Source organism: Actinomycetota bacterium (assembly GCA_035640355.1).
Lineage (GTDB): Bacteria > Actinomycetota > UBA4738 > UBA4738 > HRBIN12 > CALGFI01.
This window is the reverse complement of sequence record DASQWI010000001.1, coordinates 103230-123452: the sequence shown is the minus strand read 5'-3', so window position 1 is coordinate 123452 and position 20223 is coordinate 103230. Positions and strand designations below refer to the sequence as shown.

The window sequence follows — 20223 nt, the reverse complement described above, 5'->3', positions numbered from 1 at the left end:
AACACCGGTCGGTCGTGTTGTACACGGACAGACGCGTTCGACAGCCGGGGTACGAGCAGGTTCGGTTGCGGTCCTGGGAGCTGGAGGGAGCGGCATACTGTCGCGGTGGCGTTTCCCGGCTCACGCCGCCTATTCGGCGTGGGGACGTCACGAGTTCGTTACGCCGTGATCGAGGGATCGCCGCGCTCGGCGAACAACGCGCGAACGCGCTCGGCGACCCCGGGCGGGACGTCGTAGCAGCCGCACTTGTCGCGCAGCATCTCCTTGAGGCGACTCATGAACTGTGAGTGCCCGTAACAATCCGAGCATCCGCCGATGTGGCGCTCGACGTCGACACGCTCGAGACCGGCGAGCTCCCCGTCCAGATAGAGCTCGATCTGCCTCAGCGCCTGCTCACACTCAATCTCTGACAAGTCCACGCTCCCGTACCGTCTCCCACAACGCCTTCTGCAGCGCTTTCCTTCCCCGATGCAGCCGCGACATCACGGTCCCGATCGGGATGTCCAGGATCTCCGCGATCTCCTTGTAGCTGAACCCTTCGACGTCCGCGAGCAGGACGGCCATCCGGAAGTTCTCCGGGAGCGCCTCGAGCGCCCGCTGGACGTCCTCATCGGGGAGCCGCTCAAGCACCTCGCTCTCGGCGGACGCCTCGACACCCGACCCTCCGAGCCGATCGAACAGGTACCAGTCCTCGATCTCGTCATCGCCAACGGTCACCGGCTCGCGCTGGCGCTTGCGGTACGTGTTGATGAACGTATTCATCAAGATCCTGTACATCCACGCACGGAGGTTCGTCCCCTCCTCGAACCCCGCGAAGCCTCGATAGGCACGGAGGAATGTTTCCTGTACGAGGTCCTCGGCGTCCTGAGGGTTGCGGGTGAGGCGCAGCGCCGCGCCGTAGAGGTTCGGAAGCAGAGGGAGGGCGTCGCGCTCGAAGCGCGCGCGAACGGCCGGGTCCTCGGGGGACGCCTGGCCGCGAGCCACGCGACTCCCTGTATCCGGAGGCGACGACATCCCCAACAGTATCCCGCATGCCGTCACTCCCACCCCGCCGTGGACGTCCGTTCGGACGCTGTCGCTATGGGAGAGGCGATGGGAAGATGGGGCCTCATGGCGAACGACAACAACGAGCGACGCGGTCGCTGGCAGGGGTTCGACCTCGGCGGCGGTTCATCGGGCGAGCCGCGCCGCATGCGCACGTCACCCTGGGTGCTCGTCATCGGGTTCCTCCTGCTGCTGTTCCTGTTCAATTACCTCGCGACACCCAGGCCGAACGCGCTCGACTACTCGGACTTCCTCGAGAACGTCGAGGCCGGCCGTATCGAGGGCACGCTCGAGATCTCGCAGACGTCGGTGAGCGGCCGGATCGAGGGTCCGGACGAGGGTGACCCGTTCACGACGACGATCCCGCCGATCCTCCAGGGGACCTCGGAGCTCACCGACCTTCTCGACGAGAACGGCGTCGCCTATACCGGCGTCACGCCGAACCCGCTAGGCAGCTTGCTCATCGGATGGGTCGCACCGCTGCTGCTGTTCGGGTTGCTGTGGTTCTTCCTGATTCGCCGGATGAGCGGGGCGCAGGCGGGAGCGGCGCTCAACCTGGGGCGGAACCGCGTGCGGATCTACGACCGCAAGGAGATGAAGACGACGTTCGCGGACGTCGCCGGCGTCGACGAGGCGAAGGAAGAGCTGAAGGAGATCGTCGAGTTCTTGCGCAACCCGAAGAAGTACCAGCGGCTCGGTGGCCGGATCCCGAAAGGTGTGTTGCTGCTCGGCCCGCCGGGGTGCGGCAAGACGCTGCTCGCGCGCGCCGTGGCGGGCGAAGCGAACGTGCCGTTCTTCTTCATGTCGGGCTCCGAGTTCGTGGAGATGTTCGTCGGCCTCGGCGCCGCTCGTGTCCGCGAGCTGTTCCAGCAGGCCAAGGAGAAGGCGCCGGCGCTCGTGTTCCTCGACGAGATCGACACGATCGGCAAGGGGCGCGGCGGGGCGCTCGGCGCCGGCTTCGGAGCGCACGACGAGCGCGAGCAGACGCTGAACCAACTCCTGGTCGAGATGGACGGGTTCGACTCCCAGAAGGGCGTCATCATCATGGCGGCGACGAACCGCCCCGACGTCCTCGACCCCGCGCTCGTGCGGCCGGGACGGTTCGACCGCCAGGTGGTCGTCGACCAGCCCGACCTCAGGGGCCGCGAGGAGATCCTCAAGGTCCACGTCCGCGGTGTCGCGCTCGATCCGAGCGTCGAGCTGCGGATCCTCGCGGCGCGAACGCCGGGGTTCACCGGCGCGGACCTGGCGAACGTCGTGAACGAGGCCGCGTTGCTTGCCGCCCGCAAGGAGAAAGACGCCGTGACGATGATCGAGCTGGAGGAGGCGATCGATCGAACCGTCGCCGGCCTCGAACGGAAGAGCCGCGTGATGTCCGAGAAGGACAAGGAGCGGGTCGCCATCCACGAGATGGGACACGCGCTCGTGGCGCTGACGGCGCCCACTGCTGACCCGGTTCACCGCGTGTCGATCATCCCGCGCGGCGCGGCGGCGCTCGGCATGACCATGCAGCGCCCGCTCGAGGATCGCTACCTACTGACAGAACCGGAACTGAAGGACCGGCTCGCCGTGCTCCTCGGCGGGCGAACGGCCGAGGAGATCCTGTTCGACAACGTCATCTCGACCGGCGCGCAGAACGACCTCGAACGCGCCACGGACATCGCACGCGCGATGGTCGTTGAGTACGGGATGAGCCAGAGGGTCGGCCCGCTGTCGTTCGGCCGCGACGGGTTCCGCGGGTCGGAGGGTCGCCTGCTGTTTCCCGGCGCCGCGCCGGAGCTGTCGGACGATCTCGCCTCGCTCGTCGACGACGAGATCAAGCGCTTGGTCGGCGAGGCGCACGACAGGGCGATCCACGTCCTGAACGAGCACCACGACTTCCTGGAGAAGATGTCGCGGATCCTCATCGTGACCGAGGTGATCGACGGCCCCGACCTGCTGGCCTACTTCGAGGGTTCGAAGCCGATCCCGACGGTCGAGGAGCTTCGGCGCGAGATGACGGGCAACGGGCGCGTCGGGCGTGAGACGGTGACGACCGGACCGGACATCGTGCTGCGGCCACCGGCGAACGACTAGCGCGCCCATCGGGCGGCCTTCGCGCAAGTTGGGTCTCGGTCAATGCGCAACCGGCGGCTCGACGAGCAGGTCGAACCGGTCGCGGAACCGATCGAGGAACCGATAGAAGTTCCGCTTCGATAGCCGGTCGCGTTCCGACGGCGACGTGGACGTCCACACGCGGTGCTCGTGGCGGTCGACAGGTACGTGGACGACGACTGCGCGATACCCCGCGTCCTTCAGCCGGAAGCTGAGCTCGATGTCGGCCGTGCGGTACCACGTGAACTTCTCGTTGAACAATCCGGCGTCGCGGATCACGTCCCGACGGAGCGCCATGAGGTATCCCTCGATGGCGTCGACGTCCGGACCTTCGCTCTCGTGAAAGTCTCGGAGGTCGTTCGTCGAGAGGCCGAATGGCCCCGATACTCCGACGCTCGGGTCCGCGAGCGTCGACTCGAGCGGACCGAGCACGTCGCCGGTGGGTTCGATCGAACCATCGACGACCAGGACGAGGCGCCCGAGCGAGCGGCGAAGCCCCGCGTTCCGACCGGCGGCCCATCCGGTTCCGAGCTCGAGGGGGACCACCTCGACATCGGGGCCGTACGTCGACGGATCGGTTTCGGTCAGGTCGACGACGACGTACTGAACGGTGCGATCGCCGGCGACCGTGCGGAAGGCATCAAGCGCACGAACGACGTCCTCCGGCCAGCCCTCCACCAGCCACTGAACGGTGACGTCAGCAACGGCCGGGTCGTCGAGGACGCTCGGGACATCGCGCGCTCGGCGTCGGATCTTCTCCCCCGGCGCGATCCTCTCGATCGTCGAACCGGCGGATCCGTCAACGACGCGATAGCCGAGCGCGCCGATCCGGTCGCGGAGGTCATCCGCGGCTGCGAAGTCCTTCTGGTCGCGGCGTTGCTGACGTTCGGCCGCGAGGCGGCGCACCTCGTCCGGGACCTCGTTCACCGCTCTGAAGTGCGCTAGACGGGCTCCTTCGACACCGCGCGGAGACGGCCCGCGACGGCCTCGAGGGTCTTGAGCGCGATCGACGGGTGCTCCATCAACAGCCCACGGAACACCCACCCCGTAATCCCAACGAGCCGGAGCGGCGTCATGGCCGTGACGGTCGCCGTGCGCGGTCCCCCGTCGAGGAGTGCGACCTCGCCGAAGAAGTCGCCCGGGCCCAGCTTGGCCTTCGTCTTCCCGCCGATCGACACCCGCGCCTGTCCGTCGAGGATCAGGAACAGGCCGATGCCGCGCTCTCCCTCGCGGGCGATGACGGTCCCCTCGCCGTGGGAGACCTCCTTGGCGGCGCGAGAGATGATCGCCAGCTCGCGCTTGGTGCACCCCGAGAAGATGGGCACCTTCGCGAGCCGCGCGACCGCATCGTCCTGCGCCACTCGATCTCCTTCCTCGTGCGCCAACCAGGCGAGCGAGCACCGTATCCTACGCCAGCCTTTCCGCGGGGGCGCGAGCGGTAGCTGCGGCGAGCGAAGCGAGCGAAGTGCGACCCCCGACCCAGGGGGCTCAGCGGACGTAGGATCGCGGCATGTCGGAGGCGCGTCGGCTGACGGCGATCGTCCTGCTGTTCGCGCTGGGGTTCGGGCTCGTCGCGCTCGCGAGCGCTGCCGAGGCGACGTGGCCGCTGCTCCTCACGCCGATCCCCTACGCGGTCATCCCATGGATCGTGGTTCGCGCCGACGACGTCGAGGTGATGTCGACGGAGGACGGCTAGCACTTCTCCCCGAAAGGAAGAAGGGCCGGCTCGGCCGGCCCTTCGTTCGTTCGTCGCGGGGACGGGATTTGAACCCGTGACCTCTGGGTTATGAGCCCAGCGAGCTACCGGACTGCTCCACCCCGCAGGTCGATGCTACCCACCGTTCATCGGGCCGACAAGTTCACGCCACGTGGACGACGGCGCGCATGCCGTAAGCGTAGTGGCCGGGCAGGTGGCAGCCGAGGATCAGGTCGCCGGGCTGCGTGAACGTGTAGGTCGTGCTGAGCGTCTGGCCCCCCGGCACGGTCATCTCGCCCGACCTCGGTGGGTGATACGCCTCGGTGCCGCGCTCGTGCGCGATCTGGACGGCCCGGTCACCAAGGATGAACTCGTGGTCGATCGGGTCGGCGTTCTGGACGACGAACGTCACGGTCGTACCCGCATCGAAGCTGAACGTGGACGGCTGGAACCTCGAGTAGCGCAGACGAACGTGGATCGTTTCCTCGCCGGGATCGCGGGACGCGGGCGTGCACGCGACGAGGGCCAGCGCGACGAACGTCGCAGCCAGCCCTCGTCGAACGTGCGGGGGGGAGCACAACGAACGGTGCGAGCGTTGTGCGGACCCCCACAAGGAATGAACCATCAGATCGCCGGAGGGCCGATCCGCCTGTGCTCGAGTGCCCCACCGACCGCGAGGAGCGCCAGGATCCCGATCGCGATCCACATCGCAGTCCCGAACATCCCCGAATCGGAGCTGGGTGCCGCCTCCGGCAGACCCGCCGCGCGCGGCGACGGCTGTCCGGCGCCGCTGGCGTCGACCGCGAGGTCGTACGTCAGGTCCCCGGCTCGCGCGTCGACCCGCATGTATGTCAGCCACATGCCGTCGCGCGGCAGCCAGTCCATGCCCTTGTCCGAGCGAAGATCCGCAAGAAGCAGGGGCGACGCGGGCTGGCTCGCCTCGAGAACCAGGCCCGGCGAACCGCCGCCGACCTCGATCAATGAGGCAGCGCTCGGCGAAACCGGCCGCGGCAGCAATGAGGGAACCAGGTCGGTGAGCAGATACACGTCGGCCTCAACCGGCGCTTCAGCCTCGGCGCCGAGCCCGAGGATCCGCAGCGGCACCCGCGGGTTCGTCGTCGGGATGACGACGTGGATCGGCGTTCCGTCGCCCACGCTGAGCCCCAGCTCGGCCGCCCTCGTTGCGTCGAACTTCACCGCCATGAACACCGGGCTCCGCTCGGCGTAGAAGTCGAGCACCTCGGGCGCGTCGGGTGGGAGGAAGAACCCGTTCTCGCGTGCCCAGTTGCCGACCGCGGTGCCGCCACCCTCCAGAACGACGACGTCGAGCGCGTCGATCTTCGTCTCCAGGATGATCTGCGCTTCGTCAGTCGCCCTGAGCGCCGAGCCCGCCGCCTCGAACGCGACCGGCTGCGGCTGCGTCTCCTGCACCAGCCGCTGCAGCGTCCAGTCTCCGCCCCGGATCACCTTCGTTGGAACGCCCGGGAGCGGGATGATCGAGCCGAACTCGCCCTTCCCACCCGCGAACTCGAACGACGTGACGTAGTGCTCGATCCCGCGGTGATACGCCGCGAGGGTCGTGGTGCGGACGAGCGTCACGCTCCCGTTCTCGTTGACCAGACCGCCGCACGCGAGCGCGGGGCCGGCGAAGAGCACGAGCGAAACGACCGTCGAGATGCTGATCAACAGCGTTCGCCGGACCAACGGAGTCCTCCCTCCGGTATCGATGACCGGGGTTGGACGAGGTCGCCTCCGAGCGGGTTCCCGAAGCCCGGCCGAAGGCGCTACGGAGACGGGCTCGGGCTCATCTCGGCCTGGCCGCCGAGGAGCGCCTGCGCCTCGTCGATCGCAGCCTGCGCGAGCTCAACTTCTCGCTGGTACGTAGCCAGATCTCCATCGCGCAGCGCCGCGTCGGCAAGCGCGAAGTGGTTCGCCGCCTCGTCGAGGAGCGCCTGCACCTGTTCGTCCACCGTGCCGGTTGGAGGCGGCCCACCGTCGCCGTCGCCATCGGGCGGCGCCGGCGTCGGCGTCGGCACGGCATCGCCCAGTGCGTCTGCGAGTGCGTTCTCCAAGGAGCTCCCGATGCCGATACTTCCACCGTTCACGACGATGACCCGACGAAGCTCGGGGATCGCATTCGCCTGATTGGACTGCACGTACACCGGCTGGACGTATAGCAATGAGTCTTCGACCGGAACAACGAGGAAGTCGCCGAATCGGACTCGCGATCCCTCCTGCCCGAGAAGCGTCCGCTCGGTGGCAAACTCGGAGTCCGCGTTGATGCGCGCAAACACCTGCGTCGGCCCGTCGACGTTTCGTCCCGACGGAAACTCGTAGCTGATCATCTGCCCGAAGTCGTCTCCCGGGTCCGATTTCGCCGCGAGCCAGGAGATCATGTTCTGTCGATCGAGCGGGGTGAACGGGAGGATCAGCGAGAACGTCTCCTCCGTCTCGCCGGGGAGTTTCATCAGAACGTAGTACGGGCGCATGGGCGGCAATTCCGCCGTGATTGCCTGTTCGGGGTCGCTCGACGCCTCCGCCGGATCGCCAGGGAAGTCCCAGAAATCGCCCTGGTTGTAGAACACGTTCGGATCCGTCACGTGGTAGGAGGTGAACCGCCACGCCTGCACCTGGAACAGGTTCTCGGGATACCGGAAATGCTCCTGGAGCTCGGGCGGCGCGTCGCCGAAAGGCTTGAACAAGTCGGGGAAGGCCTTCTGCCACACGCGGATGATGGGATCGCTCTCGTCGGAGATGTAGTAGGTCGTGGTCCCGTCGTACGCGTCGACGACGACCTTCACCGAGTTGCGGATGTAGTTCGCGTCGCCCGACAAGCTCGGGAACGAGGCGACATCGGCGTCCGGCTGTGTCGCTACGTCGTCGAGCGGGAGGGGCTCTGAGTAGGGATATTCGTTCGTGGTCGTGTACGCGTCCCAGATCCAAACGAGACGACCGTCGACGATCGCGGCATAGGGATCCCAGTCGAACTGGAGGAACGGAGCGGCCTTCGGCACGCGCTCGTGGATGTCGCGGTAGATCATGATCCGACTCTGGTCCTCGACCAGGCCGGAGATCAGGAGGTTGACGTCGCGGTAGCGCCACGCGAAGAGCGCCCGCTGGAACACATTCCCGAGTGGGATTCCGCCCTCACCCTCGTAGTTCTGCGTGACCTGCTCCTGGTCGTCTTCCGGCGTTCCCTGGTAGTCGAGCTCGCTCGCTCCGCTGTTCACCACGACGAATGGGACGTCCTCGTCCTCGCCGTAGTAGATGCGCTGTCCGTTGTCCTCGAGCAGCGGCTCCCCCACCGCGGGGATGTCGCGGAGCGTGAACAAAGGTTGTCCCTCGCTGGTCGCAGTGTTCACCTGGGAGGCGACGGCGCCGAACCCGTGGGTGTAGACGAGGTGCCGGTTCTGCCACGTGCCGCCTGTGGGGATCTGGTCTTGGGCGATCTCGCGCGCCGAGACCATGACCAGGCGGCGTTCGCCCTCGATCGTGTACCGATCGACATCGATGTCCTCGAAGTCGTAATAGGCGCGGATCCTTTGAAGCGCCGCGTAGTTGTCCCGGAGGATCTCCGGACGCCAGAGTCGGATGTTCTGGATCGTTGCCTCGTTCGCCTGGACGTCCTCTCCAGTGACGCCGCCGACGAGTGGGTGCTGCCGCGATTCGATCTGGTCGAGCTTGAACGCTCGCCGCGTCGCTTCGATGTTGCGCTCGATGAACGGTCGCTCGCGCTGCAACTCCTGTGGGTTCACGCTGAACCGCTGAACGAACGACGGGTACGCGGCACCTGCAGCGATCGAGACGAGCACGAGCAAACCCACGGCGATCACGGGGAGAGCCCACCCACGCATTCGGATGTTGACGAGAAACAGAATCGCGCACACGAGCGCGATGAAGACGAGAATCCGCAGCGCCGGAAGGTGCGCGTTCACGTCGGTGTACGACGCGCCTGCGACGACACCTCTCTGCGACGTGAGCAGGTCGAACTGCCCGAGGTAGTACCCCCATGCCTTCGTCAGCATGATCAGACCGAGCAGCACCGACAGGTGCGCCTTCACTTGCGGGGTCACCTTCTCGGCGAAGGCAGGCGCGTTCGGCCGGATCCCGCCCCACAGGTAATGCGCGACCGCGCTGATCAAGAGCACGCCGACCAGCGCGGAGAACAGCCACCCCTGGACGAACTCGAGCCACGGGAGCGAAAAGACGTAGAACGCGGCATCTCGATCGAACTGTGGTTCCGGAGGTACCCCCTGCAGCGCCTCGAACGTGATGCCGCTCGAGTTCCTCCACAGGAGGAACGTGCGCCACTGTCCCGTTACGCCGAGACCGACGAAGAACGCGATCACGGCGGCGAACAATGGAATGAGCCACCACGCGTACGGCTCGAACTGCAATCGGTACCGCTCGATGATCTCCTGCTCGGGCGCGAGCGGTTGGTACCGAGGAGTGATCCGCCTGACGATCCATAGGTTCGCGTACAGCAGCAGGAAGAACGCGATGCCGAACAGCAGGCCGAGCGTGAACTTCGTTCCCAGGATCGACCAGAACACCTGCGAGTACCCCACCTCGCGGAACCACAACACGTCGATGAAGAACCCCGACAACGCCGTGAACGCGAGGGCGAGCGCGGCCAAGAAGACGATGATGCCGACGAGAAGTCGGCGACGTGGAGCGCTCGCTTGCGGGATGCGCGTGACCATGTGTTCAGCCGTCGGGAAGCGGCGGCCAGCCTATCATCGGCCGTTCGATCGAACGTCCGGCGTCACGCGTTGCTCTGCAGGTACTCGAGCGCGTCGGCGAACGTCGAGACCGGTATCAGCTCCACGTGCCGGCCGGCCGCGCGGGCATCGCTGAGGTTGTCTTCCGGGAGGATCAAGACAGACGCTCCGGCCTCGGCCGCGCCGACGACCTTGTCCTCGATGCCCCCGATCGGAAACACCGTTCCGTCGGGGGCCAGCGCGCCGGTGGTCGCGATCGTGCGTCCTTCTGTGAGGTCGCCCGGGGTGAGCAGGTCGTAGAGGCCGAGCGCCCAGGCGAGCCCGGCGGAGGGACCGCCGATCTCGCCGCTCGATATGCGGACGTCGAACGGGAAGCTCTCGATCATCGAGATGCCGACGAGAGGTCGCCCTTCGCCGCCGCAAGGCTCGCGAACGAGCGAGACCATCTCACGATCGCCCTCAACCGTGACGTCGAATACCAGCCTGCTGCCCGCCGGTGCGGCTCGGATGATCAGTCTCGCCTCGAGCACCGTGTCGACAGCGCTCCCGTCGATCGCCGTAACGAGGTCGCCCGGGTACAGCTCGCCGTCCGCGGCGCACCCTCCGACGACTCCTTGGATCAGCACGCCCTCGCCGTGGTCCTTCGGGTAGTCGGTGAGGTCCTCGAGCACCACGTACGCCGCGTCGAGCTTGCTCTGATCCATCTCGGAGATGGTGCGTTCCCGCTCCTGCTGCTCGGTTTCGCCGGGTGCGAACAGCTCGTCTCGAGAGACCACCGACTCGTCGGGGTCGATCCACGCGTCGACGACACCGAACGGCGTGAGCTGGTTGAACCGGACGGACGTGAGCACGAACGTCCCGTCGGATTCGTACCGCGTTCGCTCATCGAAACGGATCAGCGGTTGGACGGCGCGCGCCGGTCCCGGCCCGAGCGAATAGAAGGGCAGGTAGACGGTCCCGCCCACCAGGACGACGGCGGCGGCGGGCACCACGAGCCATGCACGGGAGAACCGGCGCACGACCCGATGGTAGGCGCGCCCCGCCGAATGAACGCGCTCCGCGAGGCTTTGGTGTACCCGGAACCGAGCGGGGTAGGCTCCGGTCGAACACCCCATGGCCTATTTCGTCGTTGTTCTCGCGTCGGTCCTCGTCGGTGCGGGCGCGTACCTGGCGACGGTGCGGCTTTCGCGCGAAGAGGCGGTGCCGGTCGGCGTCGAGCCTGAGTCGAGGTCACAGGGTGATGTGCGCGCGGAGCTTCCGCCCGAGCCGGGCTACACGTACCTGCGCGTGCCGACCACCGGCCCGACCTGGCGCGACCGAGCTCAGTGCGTCGTCGAGCTCCTGGCGTTGCTGTTCGTCGGGTCGGCCGCGCTGGCATTCGGCATCTACCAGCTGGGACACCTCATCAATCTGACGATCGAGCGCTTCCTCGCCCAGTAAGGCCCTACCCCGTCAGTGGGGGCGGACGAGCTGGAACGAGCTCCGGTAGTCGTCGAGGCGTTCGAGCATCGCGCCGGCGCCCATCACGACGGTCTCGAGCGGCCGATCGGTCATATGAACGGGCACCTCGCACTCCTGCGAGAGCAGCAGGTCGAGACCGCGCAAGAGCGCACCGCCGCCCGTGAGGAACGTTCCGGTCTCCAGGACGTCGTGCGTGAGCTCGGGCGGCGCTTCGGCCAACGTCCGGCGAGCGGCCTCGACGATCCGACCGACCGGCTGCGACATCGCCTGACGTACCTCGTCCTCGCCGAGTCGGATCTCGCGGGGCGCACCGGACGAGAGCTCCCGGCCGGTGACGATCGCCTCCCGTGCCCGGGGCGAGGGGACCGCCGAGCCGATCGCGATCTTGATCTGTTCGGCCGCCTTCTCGCCGATCGCAACGCCGTACCGCACGCGGATGTGTTCCCTGATCGAAGCGTCGAGGTCGAATCCGCCGACGCGGATCGAGAGCCCCGATACGACGCCGCCCATCGAGACGACGCCGATCTCGGTCGTGCCTCCTCCGACGTCAACGATGAGGTTTCCCACGGGTTCGTGGATGGGCAGGCCGGCGCCGATTGCCGCAGCGAGCGCCTCCTCGACCAGCACGACGCCGCGGCCACCCGCGGACCGCACGGCTTCCTCGACAGCCCGGCGTTCGACCTCGGAGGTCTCGCTGGGGATGCAGACCAATACCCGCGGCTTGGGAAACTTGGAAACCCCGACGCCGCGGAGGACGGATCCGATCATTCGCTGCGTCACGTCGAACTCGGTCATAACGCCGTGACGAAGCGGGCGAACGGCAACGACGCTGCCCGAGCGCGCGCTGATCTTTTGCCAGGCGTCCTCGCCCGTCGAGACGACCTCGCCGGTGGTCGTGTTCATCGCCACGACCGTCGGCTGGTCGAACACGATGCCGTCGCCCTGCCTGTAGACGAGCGTGTTCGCGGTTCCGAGGTCGAGCGCCAGATCGCGCCCCATCAGCTGCCGTCTCCGGTCACGAGCCCATCACCCAACTCGATTCGCCGGAGACCAGATGCTCCTTCTTCCAGATCGGAACGTCCTGCTTAAGCTTCTCGATCGCATGCCGGCAGGCCTCGAACGCGGCCGCTCGGTGGGGGGCGGAGACGGCGATCGCGACGGACACGTCGCCGATCCCCAGATCGCCGAACCGATGCAACAGCGCGACGCGGCGTACGGGCCACGTGTCGAACAGCTCCTGACCGAGCCCCTCGAGCCTCTTGACCGCGAGGTCCTGCCAGGCCTCGTACGTCAGCCCGGTGACATCGCCCGCGTCGGAGTGATCACGCACGGTACCGAGGAAGGAGCAGATCCCCCCGGCACCGGGATCGGCGACGAAGCCGATCGCGCGTTCGGGAGCAATCGCATTGGGCGAGACGTCGACGAGCAGGTCATCGCGCACGCGGTCCATGGTAACGACCGCGTATCTCGTCGCGCAGGCGTAACCGGGTCGCGGCCGTAGGATGGCCGTGTGAGCCAGCGACCCGAGGACAATCCGCTCGGCGTTCCAACGGGCGACATCTGGAACGACGTGCCGCTGTTCCGCGAGATCCAGCGCGTGCTCTCGTCATCCAGCGGACCCGTCAATTGGGAGCTCGCACGTCAGGTCGGCATCGCTTCCGCGTCGTGGTCGGCCGAGGACCCTGCACCAACGCTGGAGGACCAACGCGCGTTCGAGGAGGCTGTGCGCCTCGCGGAACTCCGGGTCGCCGAGTTCACCGGGCTCGAACCGCCGAGCGACGTGGCGCGCGTCGAGACGGTCCGGCGCTCGCGATGGGTCGAGGCGAACATCGAGGGACTCCGGGCTCTCCTCGAGCCGGCGGCGGCGAAGATCGGCGACGCCGTGGTGCGCGCGCAGCGCGAGGCGCTGCCCGAGGCGGAGGAAGCGCGGGGCATGACGCAACTGGTCGGACAGCTCTCGCCGCTCCTGCTCGGCGCGCAGGTCGGCACGGTGCTCGGAACGCTTGGACAACACGTCCTGGGCCAGTACGACATCGCGCTCCCGCGTGCCCGTAGCTCGGGGATATTGCTCTTCGTCATTCCGAACATCGCCGCCTTCGAGAAGGACTGGAGCCTCGACTCGACGGAGTTCCGCACGTGGGTCGCGATCCACGAGGTGACGCACCGGTTCGAGTTCGCCAGGTCGTGGACGCTCCCCCGCTTACGCGAACTCCTCGACGACTACACGTCGACACTCCGTCTCGACGTCGAGGGATTGCAGAGCCGGCTCCAAGCGCTCGACCCGTCGAACCCCGAGGCGATGCAGGACATGTTCTCCGGCGACGAGGGCATCTTCGGCGCAGTGCTCGACGACGAGCAGCGGCTGAAGCTCGGTCGCATCCAAGCGTTCATGAGCGCCGCGGAGGGGTACGGCGATCACGTCATGCATTCTCTCGGCGCGTCGATGCTCCGGTCGTACGGCAAGATCGACGAGGCGATGCGGCGCTACCGGGAGAGCGAGCGGACGGATCCGGTTCTCGAGCGGCTCGTCGGAATCGAGGTGAAGCGGGAGCAGTACCGGCTGGGGCGCGCGTTCTGCGACGCAGTCGTCGAACTCACCGACGAAGCGACGCTCTCGCGCATGTGGTCCGGCGCCGAGGCGCTCCCATCGCTGCCCGAGCTCGAGGAGCCGCGTCTGTGGTTGGCGCGGAGCGCCTGACGAACTAGGGGCTCGCGCTTCGCTATCCTTGCCCACCAATGCCGGTCGGCGAGCTCGTCTTCGCGAACGTCGTGGACGACCGCGTGTGGGCGGTCGATGGTGAGCGCGCCGCACCCGGCTTGTATCTCGTCGGCTCGCCGGGTCGGGCACTCCCCTTCACGATGTACCGCGCGTGGAAGGTGCCGACCGGCGTCGTCTTCGAGGAGGTCCAGTTCTACGGACCCTCCGGGCGCCTTGTCTATCGATGGGGCCCACACGTGCGCCGGATGCTCGGGAGCATGGACCTCACCATCGAGACCGATCGCGTTGCGGATGCTCACTTCGATGAGACGGGCGCCTACCTCGCGTCGTTCGTCCTCGAGGGCGAGATCGTCGGCGAGGTCGAGCTCCCGATCTATGTGCAGACGGCGGCGACGAAGCTTCCGCGCGAGGTCGAGGACGGGTTTCGCAAGTCCGACGTGATCTGGGTCGGGGTCGAGGTGAACGGCACCCGCAGGTCGGTGCCGGCGTGGTTCGCGTACCGCAACGGGAAGGTGTACGTGCTCTCCAAGCGCGAACCGGGACCGGAGGAGCAATCGATTCCAGGACTTCCCGGAGCACACGAGCTGATCATCACGACCAGGCGAAAGGGCCGCGAAACCGCGCTCGAGGAGTTCCCGGCGGCGGTGCGGCTCCTCGAGGGCCCAGAGTGGGAAGAGATCGCCAAGGTCCTCGTCGACCGGCGACGCAGTCGGGTGGGTCCGCCCGCCGACTCGCTGAACCGCTGGCGAGGCACGTGCGACATCGCGGAGCTGACCCCGCTCGTCGCCTGAGCGATCTGGCGGATCGAAACCTTACGGCTGGTTGACCGGGCGTCCGAGCGTCCGGGCGAGGTCCTCGAGCTCCCTGCCGAGGTCGATGATCTCGTCGGGCGTGAGCGCCTGAGGCCCGTCGCACAGCGCGCTCTCCGGATCGGGGTGAACGTCGATCATCACCGCGTCGGCGCCGGCGGCGATTGCTGCCCGAGCCATTGGAGCGACCAGCGCGCGCTTGCCCACCGCGTGCGACGGATCGACGATCACCGGCAGGTGCGACTCGGCCTGCGCGACCGCCATCCCGGCGAGGTCCAGCGTATTGCGCGTGGACGGCTCGAACGTCCTGATCCCCCGCTCGCACAGGATGATCTGCGAGTTGCCCCGTTGTGCGACGTACTCGGCGGCCTGCAGCCACTCGTCGACCGTCATCGCCAGCCCGCGCTTCAGCATCACGGGACGATTGGTGAGACCGACCTCTTTGAGCAGCTCGAAGTTCTGCGCGTTCCGCGTGCCGACCCGGATGCAGTCGGCGACCTGCGCGATGCGCTCAACGTGTGACACGTCGACGACCTCGACGACGATCGGCAGGCCCGTCTGGCGCCGGCACTCTTCGAGGATCTCCAGCCCGCGTTCGCCGAGACCCTGGAAGGAATACGGCGACGTCCTGGGCTTGTAGACGTCGCCGCGAAGGATCGTTGCACCGGCCGCGCGCGCGGCTTTCGTTGCGATCAGCGCCTGCTCGTCGCTCTCGACGGCGCATGGACCGGCGATGAGCGTGAACGTCCCGCGGCCGACCGAGGTGGCGCCGACGTTGACCGTGCTCGGTTCTGGGTGCAACGTCGCGGCGACCATCTTGTACGGCTTGCCGATCTGGATGACGTGATCGACACCAGGCATCTGCTTCCACTCGATCGCCGCGAAGCGATCGGTGTCGCCGACGAGCCCGATGATCGTGTGGACGGTTCCGCGCGAGACGAACGCCTCACCGCCGGCCGCGCGAACGCGTTCCGCGACGGCCTCGATGTCTGCCTCGCTGGCCTCGCGCCTCATGACTACGACCATCCGTCCGCCTCATCCTTTCCGGGGGTCCGCACAGCGTTCGCTTCGCTCACTGCGCTACCCCCGTCCCCCGCCTACTCGGGAGACGAAGAACCCCGGGCTGTGGGCCCGGGGTGGTCGTCTGCTCCGTTCGGCTCAGGCGACTACGCCGGGCTCCAACCGCCGTAGAAGAACCGAACGCCGCCGAACGCCTTCATGGGCTCGTATCGTGCCAGCACCGACACTGTGTGGCAACCGTCCGGGAGAGCTCAGACTCCCAGCCGACTAGGATGCCGCGCGTGTCGGTCACGGTCGTCGACCACGCGCTCGCGGCTCACCTGCTCGCCCAGCTCCGGGACGAGCGGACTCCCCCGCCGTTGTTCCGAACGCTCGCCAAGCGCCTTGCGCTCGTGCTCACGGTCGAGGCGATCCGCGATCTCCCGACAAGCGACGTCGACGTTCGTACGCCGCTCGAGCCTGCCGCGGGGAAGGTGCTCGGCGACCTCGTCGCCGTGCCGATCCTTCGAGCGGGACTTGGCATGCTCGAGGCCGTCACTGAGCTGTTCCCCGAGGTCGCCGTCGGCTACATCGGGCTCGAGCGCGACGAGGCGTCGCTGCAGCCGCAGTCGTATTACCGGAAGCTGCCCCCGGTCGATGGGCGACACGTGCTCGTCCTCGATCCCATGCTCGCCACGGGCGGTTCGGGGTCCGCTGCGACCAGCGCCGTTCGCGACGGACGTCCAAGGTCGATCCGGTTCGTGTGCGTCGTCTCCGCGCCGGAAGGCATCGCGAAGATGGAGGCGGACCATCCCGACGTTGCCATCTTCACAGCGGCCGTCGACCGGCAGCTCAACGACCACGGGTACATCCTTCCGGGACTCGGCGACTTCGGGGACCGGTTGTTCGGAACGTAAATGCGCGTCTAGGTTCCTGCGGCGCCCTCGTATGCTCGACCCGCGGCGGCGGGCGGGCGCACGCGTCCGACGAATCCGGCGATCGCCACGATCGTGACGATGTACGGGAGCATCCTGATGAACTGCGGCGGCACGTCCCGGATGGCCCAGAAGTCCGTCAGCCCGGGCCGCAGCGGGATAGCCACGGCGAACCCAAACAGCCACGCGAAGAACATCAGCCGGATCGGGTTCCAGTTGGACAGGATCAGTGCGGCGAGGGAGATGAACCCGAGTCCGAGCGTCTGCCCTTCGCGCCAGTTTCCGATCACCTCCGCGGCCAGGAACGCGCCCGACATGCCAGCAAAGGCGCCTGAGAGCAGGACCCCCTGGTAGCGGTAGCGTGGGACGCTGACGCCGAGGGACCGGGCAGCCTCGGGGTTCTCCCCGCACGCGCGCAGGCGCAACCCCCACCGGAGGCGGTTCAGCGCGTACCAGACCGGGAAGACCATGAGAGCCGCGAGGATCACGACCGGCGACAGGTTCTCGAAGGCGCGGTCGAGCCCGCCCGGAAGCGACGAGAGACCGGGAATTGCGAGCGGCTCGAGGTGAGGGCCACCGGGATCGGACTGCGTGGACTGCCCGAAGAACGCCTGCGACAGGAACCGCGCAAGGCCCACCGCTACCAGGTTGAGCACGACACCCGACACGATGTGGTCGACGCGGAAGGTGATGGTGGCGACGGCGTGGGCGCTCGCGAACGCGGCGCCGAACGCCGCGCCCGCCAGGAGGCCGATGATCGGTCCCCACGGCGTTCCGAGCTCGAGCGTGTCGGTGAAGTAGCGCGCGCCCCACGCGCCGCTCACCGTCCCCACGATCATCAGCCCCTCGAGGCCGATGTTGACGATGCCCGATCGCTCGCTGAACAGACCGCCCAGGCCAGTCAGGTAGATGGCGGTGAAGTACGTGAACGAGATCTGCAGCGCCACGGCGATGTCCGTGAACGGCATCAGCGCTCCGTCTCGTCGGCCGGCGCGAACGCCTCCGACCCGCGTTCCACGGGTTCACGGGCGGGCTCGCGGTCGGGCGGCGCAGCGGAGTCCTCGAGCTCGCCCGCAGCACCGGCTCGCTGCAGTTGCCGGGCGGCCAACCTGCGCCTCGCGATCTGGTACGTGATGACCACCGAGAGGATCAGGATGCCCTGCAGGATGATGATGAACTCGCGCGGGACGTCGCTCCCGATCTGGAGCGCCACCTCGCCGCGCGACAGCACGCCCCACAGGATCGCGGCGAAGACGATCCCGATCGGATTGTTCTGCCCCAGGAACGCCACCGCGATCCCGGTGAATCCCAACGCGGTGATGAAGTTCTGCGGAAGGTGACCGCGGTCGGCGAGGATCTGCTGCATCCCGACGAGACCCGCCAACGCACCGGAGATGAGGAACACCTTCAGCTGAACCGCGCCGATCGACGCTCCTCCGGCCCGAGCGGAGCCGGGTGACGATCCGACCGCCCGCGCCTCATACCCCAGTCGCGTTCGACGGACGAGGAACCACACGACGAACGCAGCGGCGATCGCCAGCAGCAGCAACCACGACAGGTGAGCGCCCGGCGTGATCCCGAACATGCGACCGAGGTCGCCGACGAGGCCCTGCTCCGGGAAGTTGTTGGTCCGAAGGTCGACGAACGCCCCTTCCGGAGCGTCGTCGAAGTGGAGCGGGAAGTTCAGTGCCCATCCGGCCAGGCTGAGGGCGATGCCGTTCATCATGATCGTCGTGACGACCTCGTGGGCGCCGGTCGTCACCTTCAGGACACCGGGCACCGCCGCCCAGACCATGCCGCCGAGCATCGCTGCGAGGAGCGCCGTGATGACGAGAAGCGGTCCCGGGAGGAACCCCAACTCGACCTCCGCCCATGCCGTCACGACCATCGCCACGATGTACTGCCCTTCGACGCCGATGTTGAACAGGCCGGCCTTGAACGGGACGGCGACGGCGAGCGCCGAGAAGATCAGCGGCGTCGCTATCGCCAGGACGTATCCGATCCCGTCGACCGACCCCACCGACTCCTCGAGGATCTCGGTGTACACCGAGACCGGGCTCTCGCCGTAAGCCACGATGAGGACCGAGCCCGCGAGCACGGCTATCCCGAGGGAGGCGAGGAGCGCGAGCGCCTGACCGAGCAGCGTGTCGAGCCGCGCCGGGCGCGAGCGGGCGATGGCAACCGGTGCGGCGAGTCCCTCGGTCGTCACGACGCCACCGGTTGTTTCTCGCCGCCGAGCATGCCCACACCGATCTGCTCGGGAGGCGCGTCGGGCGCGAACTCGCCCGTGATGCGTCCCTCGTACATCGTGACGATGCGGTCGGCGAGCGCATAGATCTCGTCGAGCTCGGCCGAGATCAGCAGGACCGCGCGTCCCGCCGCCTTCTGGTCGAGGATCTCCTTCCACACGAACTCGATCGCGCCCACATCGAGCCCTCGCGTCGGCTGCGCGGCGATCAGCAACTTGGGATCGACCTCGAGCTCGCGCGCAAGGACGAGCTTCTGCTGATTGCCACCGGACAGGCTCGACGCTCTCACGTCGATGCTGCGCGCTCGAACGTCGAACAGCTTGACCAGCCGAGCGGCGAGCGCCTTGATCTTGCGGATCAGCAGCACGCCCGGCCCCGCCTCGAACTGCGGGTCGTTCTGCCGGCCCAGCACAGCGTTCTCCCACAGCGTCATGTTGAGCACGAGCCCCTGCTCGTGGCGATCTTCGGGGATGTAGCTCACGCCGACGTGTCGGATCTCGGCGACGTGCCGCCCCGCGATGTCTCGCCCATCCACCTCCATCGTCCCGGAGGACGGCCGTCTCAGCCCGATCAGGGTCTCGGCCAGCTCGCGCTGACCGTTGCCCTCGACGCCGGCGACACCGAGGATCTCGCCGCTCCGGACCTCGAGGCTGATGCCGTTGAGCTTGCCCGCGCCGCGTAGGTCCATGACCCGAAGAACCGGGCCTCCGATCTTCACGTCGGGTTTCTCCAGGCGGAACAGCACCGGTCGCCCGACCATCATCTCCGCGAGCTTGGCCTTGGTCGTGTCGGCCGGACGCGTCTCACCGACGACACGTCCGCGACGAAGCACGGTGATTCGGTCGGCGATCTCCATCACCTCGTCCAGCTTGTGACTGATGAAGACGATGGTTCGGCCGGCCTCGCGCAGCTTGCGCAGATTGCCGAAGAGGTCTCGCGTCTCCTGCGGCGTGAGGACGGCCGTCGGCTCGTCGAGGATGAGGATCTCCACGCCACGGTAGAGCGCCTTCAGGATCTCGACACGCTGCTCCTCGCCTACGGAGAGATCCTCGACGACGGCGGCCGGGTTCACCCGGAAGCCGTATTGCTCGGCGAGGTCGGCGACGCGCCGATTGGCGTCGTCGACGTCGAGGCGCGTGCCGCCCTCCTCGCCGAGGATGATGTTTTCCGTGATCGTGAACGGGTCCACCAGCACGAAGTGCTGGTGGACCATCCCGATGCCGACGGCGATCGCGTCGCGCGGCGACGTGATCTTCACGACCTCTCCGCGCACCAGGATGCGGCCCGAGTCCGCGGGATAGATGCCGTAGAGCACGCGCATCAGCGTGGACTTGCCGGCGCCGTTCTCCCCGATCAGGGCGTGGACCTCGCCGCGGCGCAGGTCGAGCGTCACGTCGTCGTTGGCGACGACCCCCGGAAACCGCTTGGTGATGCCTTCGAGAACGACGAGGGGCGGGGTGCTGCTCCCCCCCGCCCCTTCGTCGGTCACTCCCGTC

20 protein-coding genes and 1 tRNA gene are annotated in these 20223 nt (G+C 67.6%); 6 read left to right on the top strand and 15 right to left on the bottom strand.

Features of this window, described 5'->3' with window-relative positions; translation table 11 throughout:
- Positions 1–158: 158 nt before the first annotated feature.
- Together VFA08_00650 and VFA08_00645 are read right to left on the bottom strand one after the other, a co-directional pair.
- The gene (locus tag VFA08_00650; GenBank protein HYZ12104.1) at positions 159–419 is read right to left on the bottom strand and encodes a zf-HC2 domain-containing protein; all 261 of its coding nucleotides are present in this window, start codon (positions 417–419) and stop codon (positions 159–161) included.
- Positions 400–1014, bottom strand: coding sequence for a sigma-70 family RNA polymerase sigma factor (locus tag VFA08_00645; GenBank protein ID HYZ12103.1), 615 nt, complete (start codon positions 1012–1014; stop codon positions 400–402). Before VFA08_00645 ends, VFA08_00650 begins: the two co-directional genes overlap by 20 nt.
- 78 nt (positions 1015–1092) lie before the next feature.
- Between VFA08_00645 and ftsH the strand changes: the two genes are divergently transcribed.
- Positions 1093–3120: an ATP-dependent zinc metalloprotease FtsH gene (ftsH, locus tag VFA08_00640; GenBank protein ID HYZ12102.1), complete on the top strand. Its 2028-nt coding sequence runs from the start codon at positions 1093–1095 to the stop codon at positions 3118–3120.
- Positions 3121–3159: 39 nt separating this feature from the next.
- On the opposite strand, the gene VFA08_00635 is transcribed toward ftsH, so the two are convergent.
- Positions 3160–4065 (bottom strand): hypothetical protein, encoded by a 906-nt coding sequence (locus tag VFA08_00635; GenBank protein HYZ12101.1) that lies wholly within the window; start codon positions 4063–4065, stop codon positions 3160–3162.
- A gap of 14 nt (positions 4066–4079) precedes the next feature.
- A complete protein-coding gene (locus VFA08_00630) occupies positions 4080–4499 on the bottom strand; it encodes a cyclic nucleotide-binding domain-containing protein (protein ID HYZ12100.1) in 420 nt (139 codons plus the stop codon).
- Positions 4500–4648: 149 nt separating this feature from the next.
- Here VFA08_00630 and VFA08_00625 point away from each other — a divergent pair, with 149 nt between their 5' ends.
- Positions 4649–4834: a hypothetical protein gene (locus VFA08_00625; protein ID HYZ12099.1), complete on the top strand. Its 186-nt coding sequence runs from the start codon at positions 4649–4651 to the stop codon at positions 4832–4834.
- Positions 4835–4887: 53 nt separating this feature from the next.
- Here VFA08_00625 and VFA08_00620 read toward each other — a convergent pair.
- The 5 genes from VFA08_00620 to VFA08_00600 form a co-directional block, all read right to left on the bottom strand.
- A tRNA-Met gene (locus tag VFA08_00620) sits at positions 4888–4961 on the bottom strand.
- 36 nt (positions 4962–4997) lie between these two features.
- On the bottom strand, positions 4998–5414 hold the full coding sequence (locus tag VFA08_00615; protein HYZ12098.1) for a plastocyanin/azurin family copper-binding protein: 417 nt from the start codon (positions 5412–5414) through the stop codon (positions 4998–5000).
- 44 nt (positions 5415–5458) lie between these two features.
- Complete coding sequence (locus tag VFA08_00610) at positions 5459–6538, bottom strand: DUF2330 domain-containing protein (protein ID HYZ12097.1); 1080 nt, start codon at positions 6536–6538, stop codon at positions 5459–5461.
- Positions 6539–6618: 80 nt separating this feature from the next.
- A complete protein-coding gene (locus tag VFA08_00605) occupies positions 6619–9537 on the bottom strand; it encodes a UPF0182 family protein (protein ID HYZ12096.1) in 2919 nt (972 codons plus the stop codon).
- A 62-nt stretch (positions 9538–9599) separates the two neighbouring features.
- On the bottom strand, positions 9600–10574 hold the full coding sequence (locus tag VFA08_00600) for a S16 family serine protease (protein ID HYZ12095.1): 975 nt from the start codon (positions 10572–10574) through the stop codon (positions 9600–9602).
- A gap of 94 nt (positions 10575–10668) precedes the next feature.
- Here VFA08_00600 and VFA08_00595 point away from each other — a divergent pair, with 94 nt between their 5' ends.
- Complete coding sequence (locus VFA08_00595) at positions 10669–10995, top strand: hypothetical protein (protein HYZ12094.1); 327 nt, start codon at positions 10669–10671, stop codon at positions 10993–10995.
- Between the two features lie 12 nt (positions 10996–11007).
- Here VFA08_00595 and VFA08_00590 read toward each other — a convergent pair whose 3' ends face one another.
- Together VFA08_00590 and VFA08_00585 are read right to left on the bottom strand one after the other, a co-directional pair.
- Positions 11008–12015, bottom strand: coding sequence for a rod shape-determining protein (locus VFA08_00590; protein HYZ12093.1), 1008 nt, complete (start codon positions 12013–12015; stop codon positions 11008–11010).
- A 16-nt stretch (positions 12016–12031) separates the two neighbouring features.
- On the bottom strand, positions 12032–12457 hold the full coding sequence (locus tag VFA08_00585; GenBank protein HYZ12092.1) for a molybdenum cofactor biosynthesis protein MoaE: 426 nt from the start codon (positions 12455–12457) through the stop codon (positions 12032–12034).
- A gap of 69 nt (positions 12458–12526) precedes the next feature.
- Between VFA08_00585 and VFA08_00580 the strand changes: the two genes are divergently transcribed.
- Both VFA08_00580 and VFA08_00575 read left to right on the top strand, forming a co-directional pair.
- Positions 12527–13714, top strand: coding sequence for a zinc-dependent metalloprotease (locus tag VFA08_00580; protein ID HYZ12091.1), 1188 nt, complete (start codon positions 12527–12529; stop codon positions 13712–13714).
- 38 nt (positions 13715–13752) lie between these two features.
- Entirely contained in the window at positions 13753–14526 is a 774-nt protein-coding gene (locus VFA08_00575; GenBank protein ID HYZ12090.1) for a hypothetical protein, read from the top strand.
- Between the two features lie 21 nt (positions 14527–14547).
- Here VFA08_00575 and aroF read toward each other — a convergent pair whose 3' ends face one another.
- On the bottom strand, positions 14548–15558 hold the full coding sequence (gene aroF, locus VFA08_00570; protein ID HYZ12089.1) for a 3-deoxy-7-phosphoheptulonate synthase: 1011 nt from the start codon (positions 15556–15558) through the stop codon (positions 14548–14550).
- A gap of 278 nt (positions 15559–15836) precedes the next feature.
- On the opposite strand from aroF, the gene upp reads away from it, so the two are divergent.
- A complete protein-coding gene (gene upp, locus VFA08_00565) occupies positions 15837–16460 on the top strand; it encodes a uracil phosphoribosyltransferase (protein ID HYZ12088.1) in 624 nt (207 codons plus the stop codon).
- Positions 16461–16468: 8 nt separating this feature from the next.
- Here the strand turns inward: upp and VFA08_00560 are convergent, their stop codons facing one another.
- Genes VFA08_00560 through VFA08_00550 form a run of 3 tightly spaced genes read right to left on the bottom strand, consistent with a single transcriptional unit; the run spans position 16469 to position 20216 of the window.
- Positions 16469–17446: an ABC transporter permease gene (locus VFA08_00560; protein HYZ12087.1), complete on the bottom strand. Its 978-nt coding sequence runs from the start codon at positions 17444–17446 to the stop codon at positions 16469–16471.
- Positions 17446–18687: an ABC transporter permease gene (locus tag VFA08_00555; GenBank protein HYZ12086.1), complete on the bottom strand. Its 1242-nt coding sequence runs from the start codon at positions 18685–18687 to the stop codon at positions 17446–17448. The genes VFA08_00560 and VFA08_00555 overlap by 1 nt, the downstream gene beginning before the upstream one ends.
- Complete coding sequence (locus tag VFA08_00550; GenBank protein ID HYZ12085.1) at positions 18684–20216, bottom strand: ABC transporter ATP-binding protein; 1533 nt, start codon at positions 20214–20216, stop codon at positions 18684–18686. The genes VFA08_00555 and VFA08_00550 overlap by 4 nt, the downstream gene beginning before the upstream one ends.
- Positions 20217–20223: the final 7 nt, after the last annotated feature.

Excerpts from the sequence above, each read along its gene's own strand:
- VFA08_00645 (HYZ12103.1), bottom strand. The coding sequence starts at position 1,014 with ATGTCGTCGCCTCCGGATACAGGGAGTCGCGTGGCTCGCGGCCAGGCG.
- ftsH (HYZ12102.1), top strand. The coding sequence starts at position 1,093 with ATGGGAAGATGGGGCCTCATGGCGAACGACAACAACGAGCGACGCGGT.
- VFA08_00625 (HYZ12099.1), top strand. The coding sequence starts at position 4,649 with ATGTCGGAGGCGCGTCGGCTGACGGCGATCGTCCTGCTGTTCGCGCTG.
- VFA08_00605 (HYZ12096.1), bottom strand. The coding sequence starts at position 9,537 with ATGGTCACGCGCATCCCGCAAGCGAGCGCTCCACGTCGCCGACTTCTC.
- VFA08_00595 (HYZ12094.1), top strand. The coding sequence starts at position 10,669 with ATGGCCTATTTCGTCGTTGTTCTCGCGTCGGTCCTCGTCGGTGCGGGC.
- VFA08_00590 (HYZ12093.1), bottom strand. The coding sequence starts at position 12,015 with ATGGGGCGCGATCTGGCGCTCGACCTCGGAACCGCGAACACGCTCGTC.
- VFA08_00575 (HYZ12090.1), top strand. The coding sequence starts at position 13,753 with ATGCCGGTCGGCGAGCTCGTCTTCGCGAACGTCGTGGACGACCGCGTG.
- aroF (HYZ12089.1), bottom strand. The coding sequence starts at position 15,558 with ATGAGGCGCGAGGCCAGCGAGGCAGACATCGAGGCCGTCGCGGAACGC.
- upp (HYZ12088.1), top strand. The coding sequence starts at position 15,837 with ATGCCGCGCGTGTCGGTCACGGTCGTCGACCACGCGCTCGCGGCTCAC.
- VFA08_00560 (HYZ12087.1), bottom strand. The coding sequence starts at position 17,446 with ATGCCGTTCACGGACATCGCCGTGGCGCTGCAGATCTCGTTCACGTAC.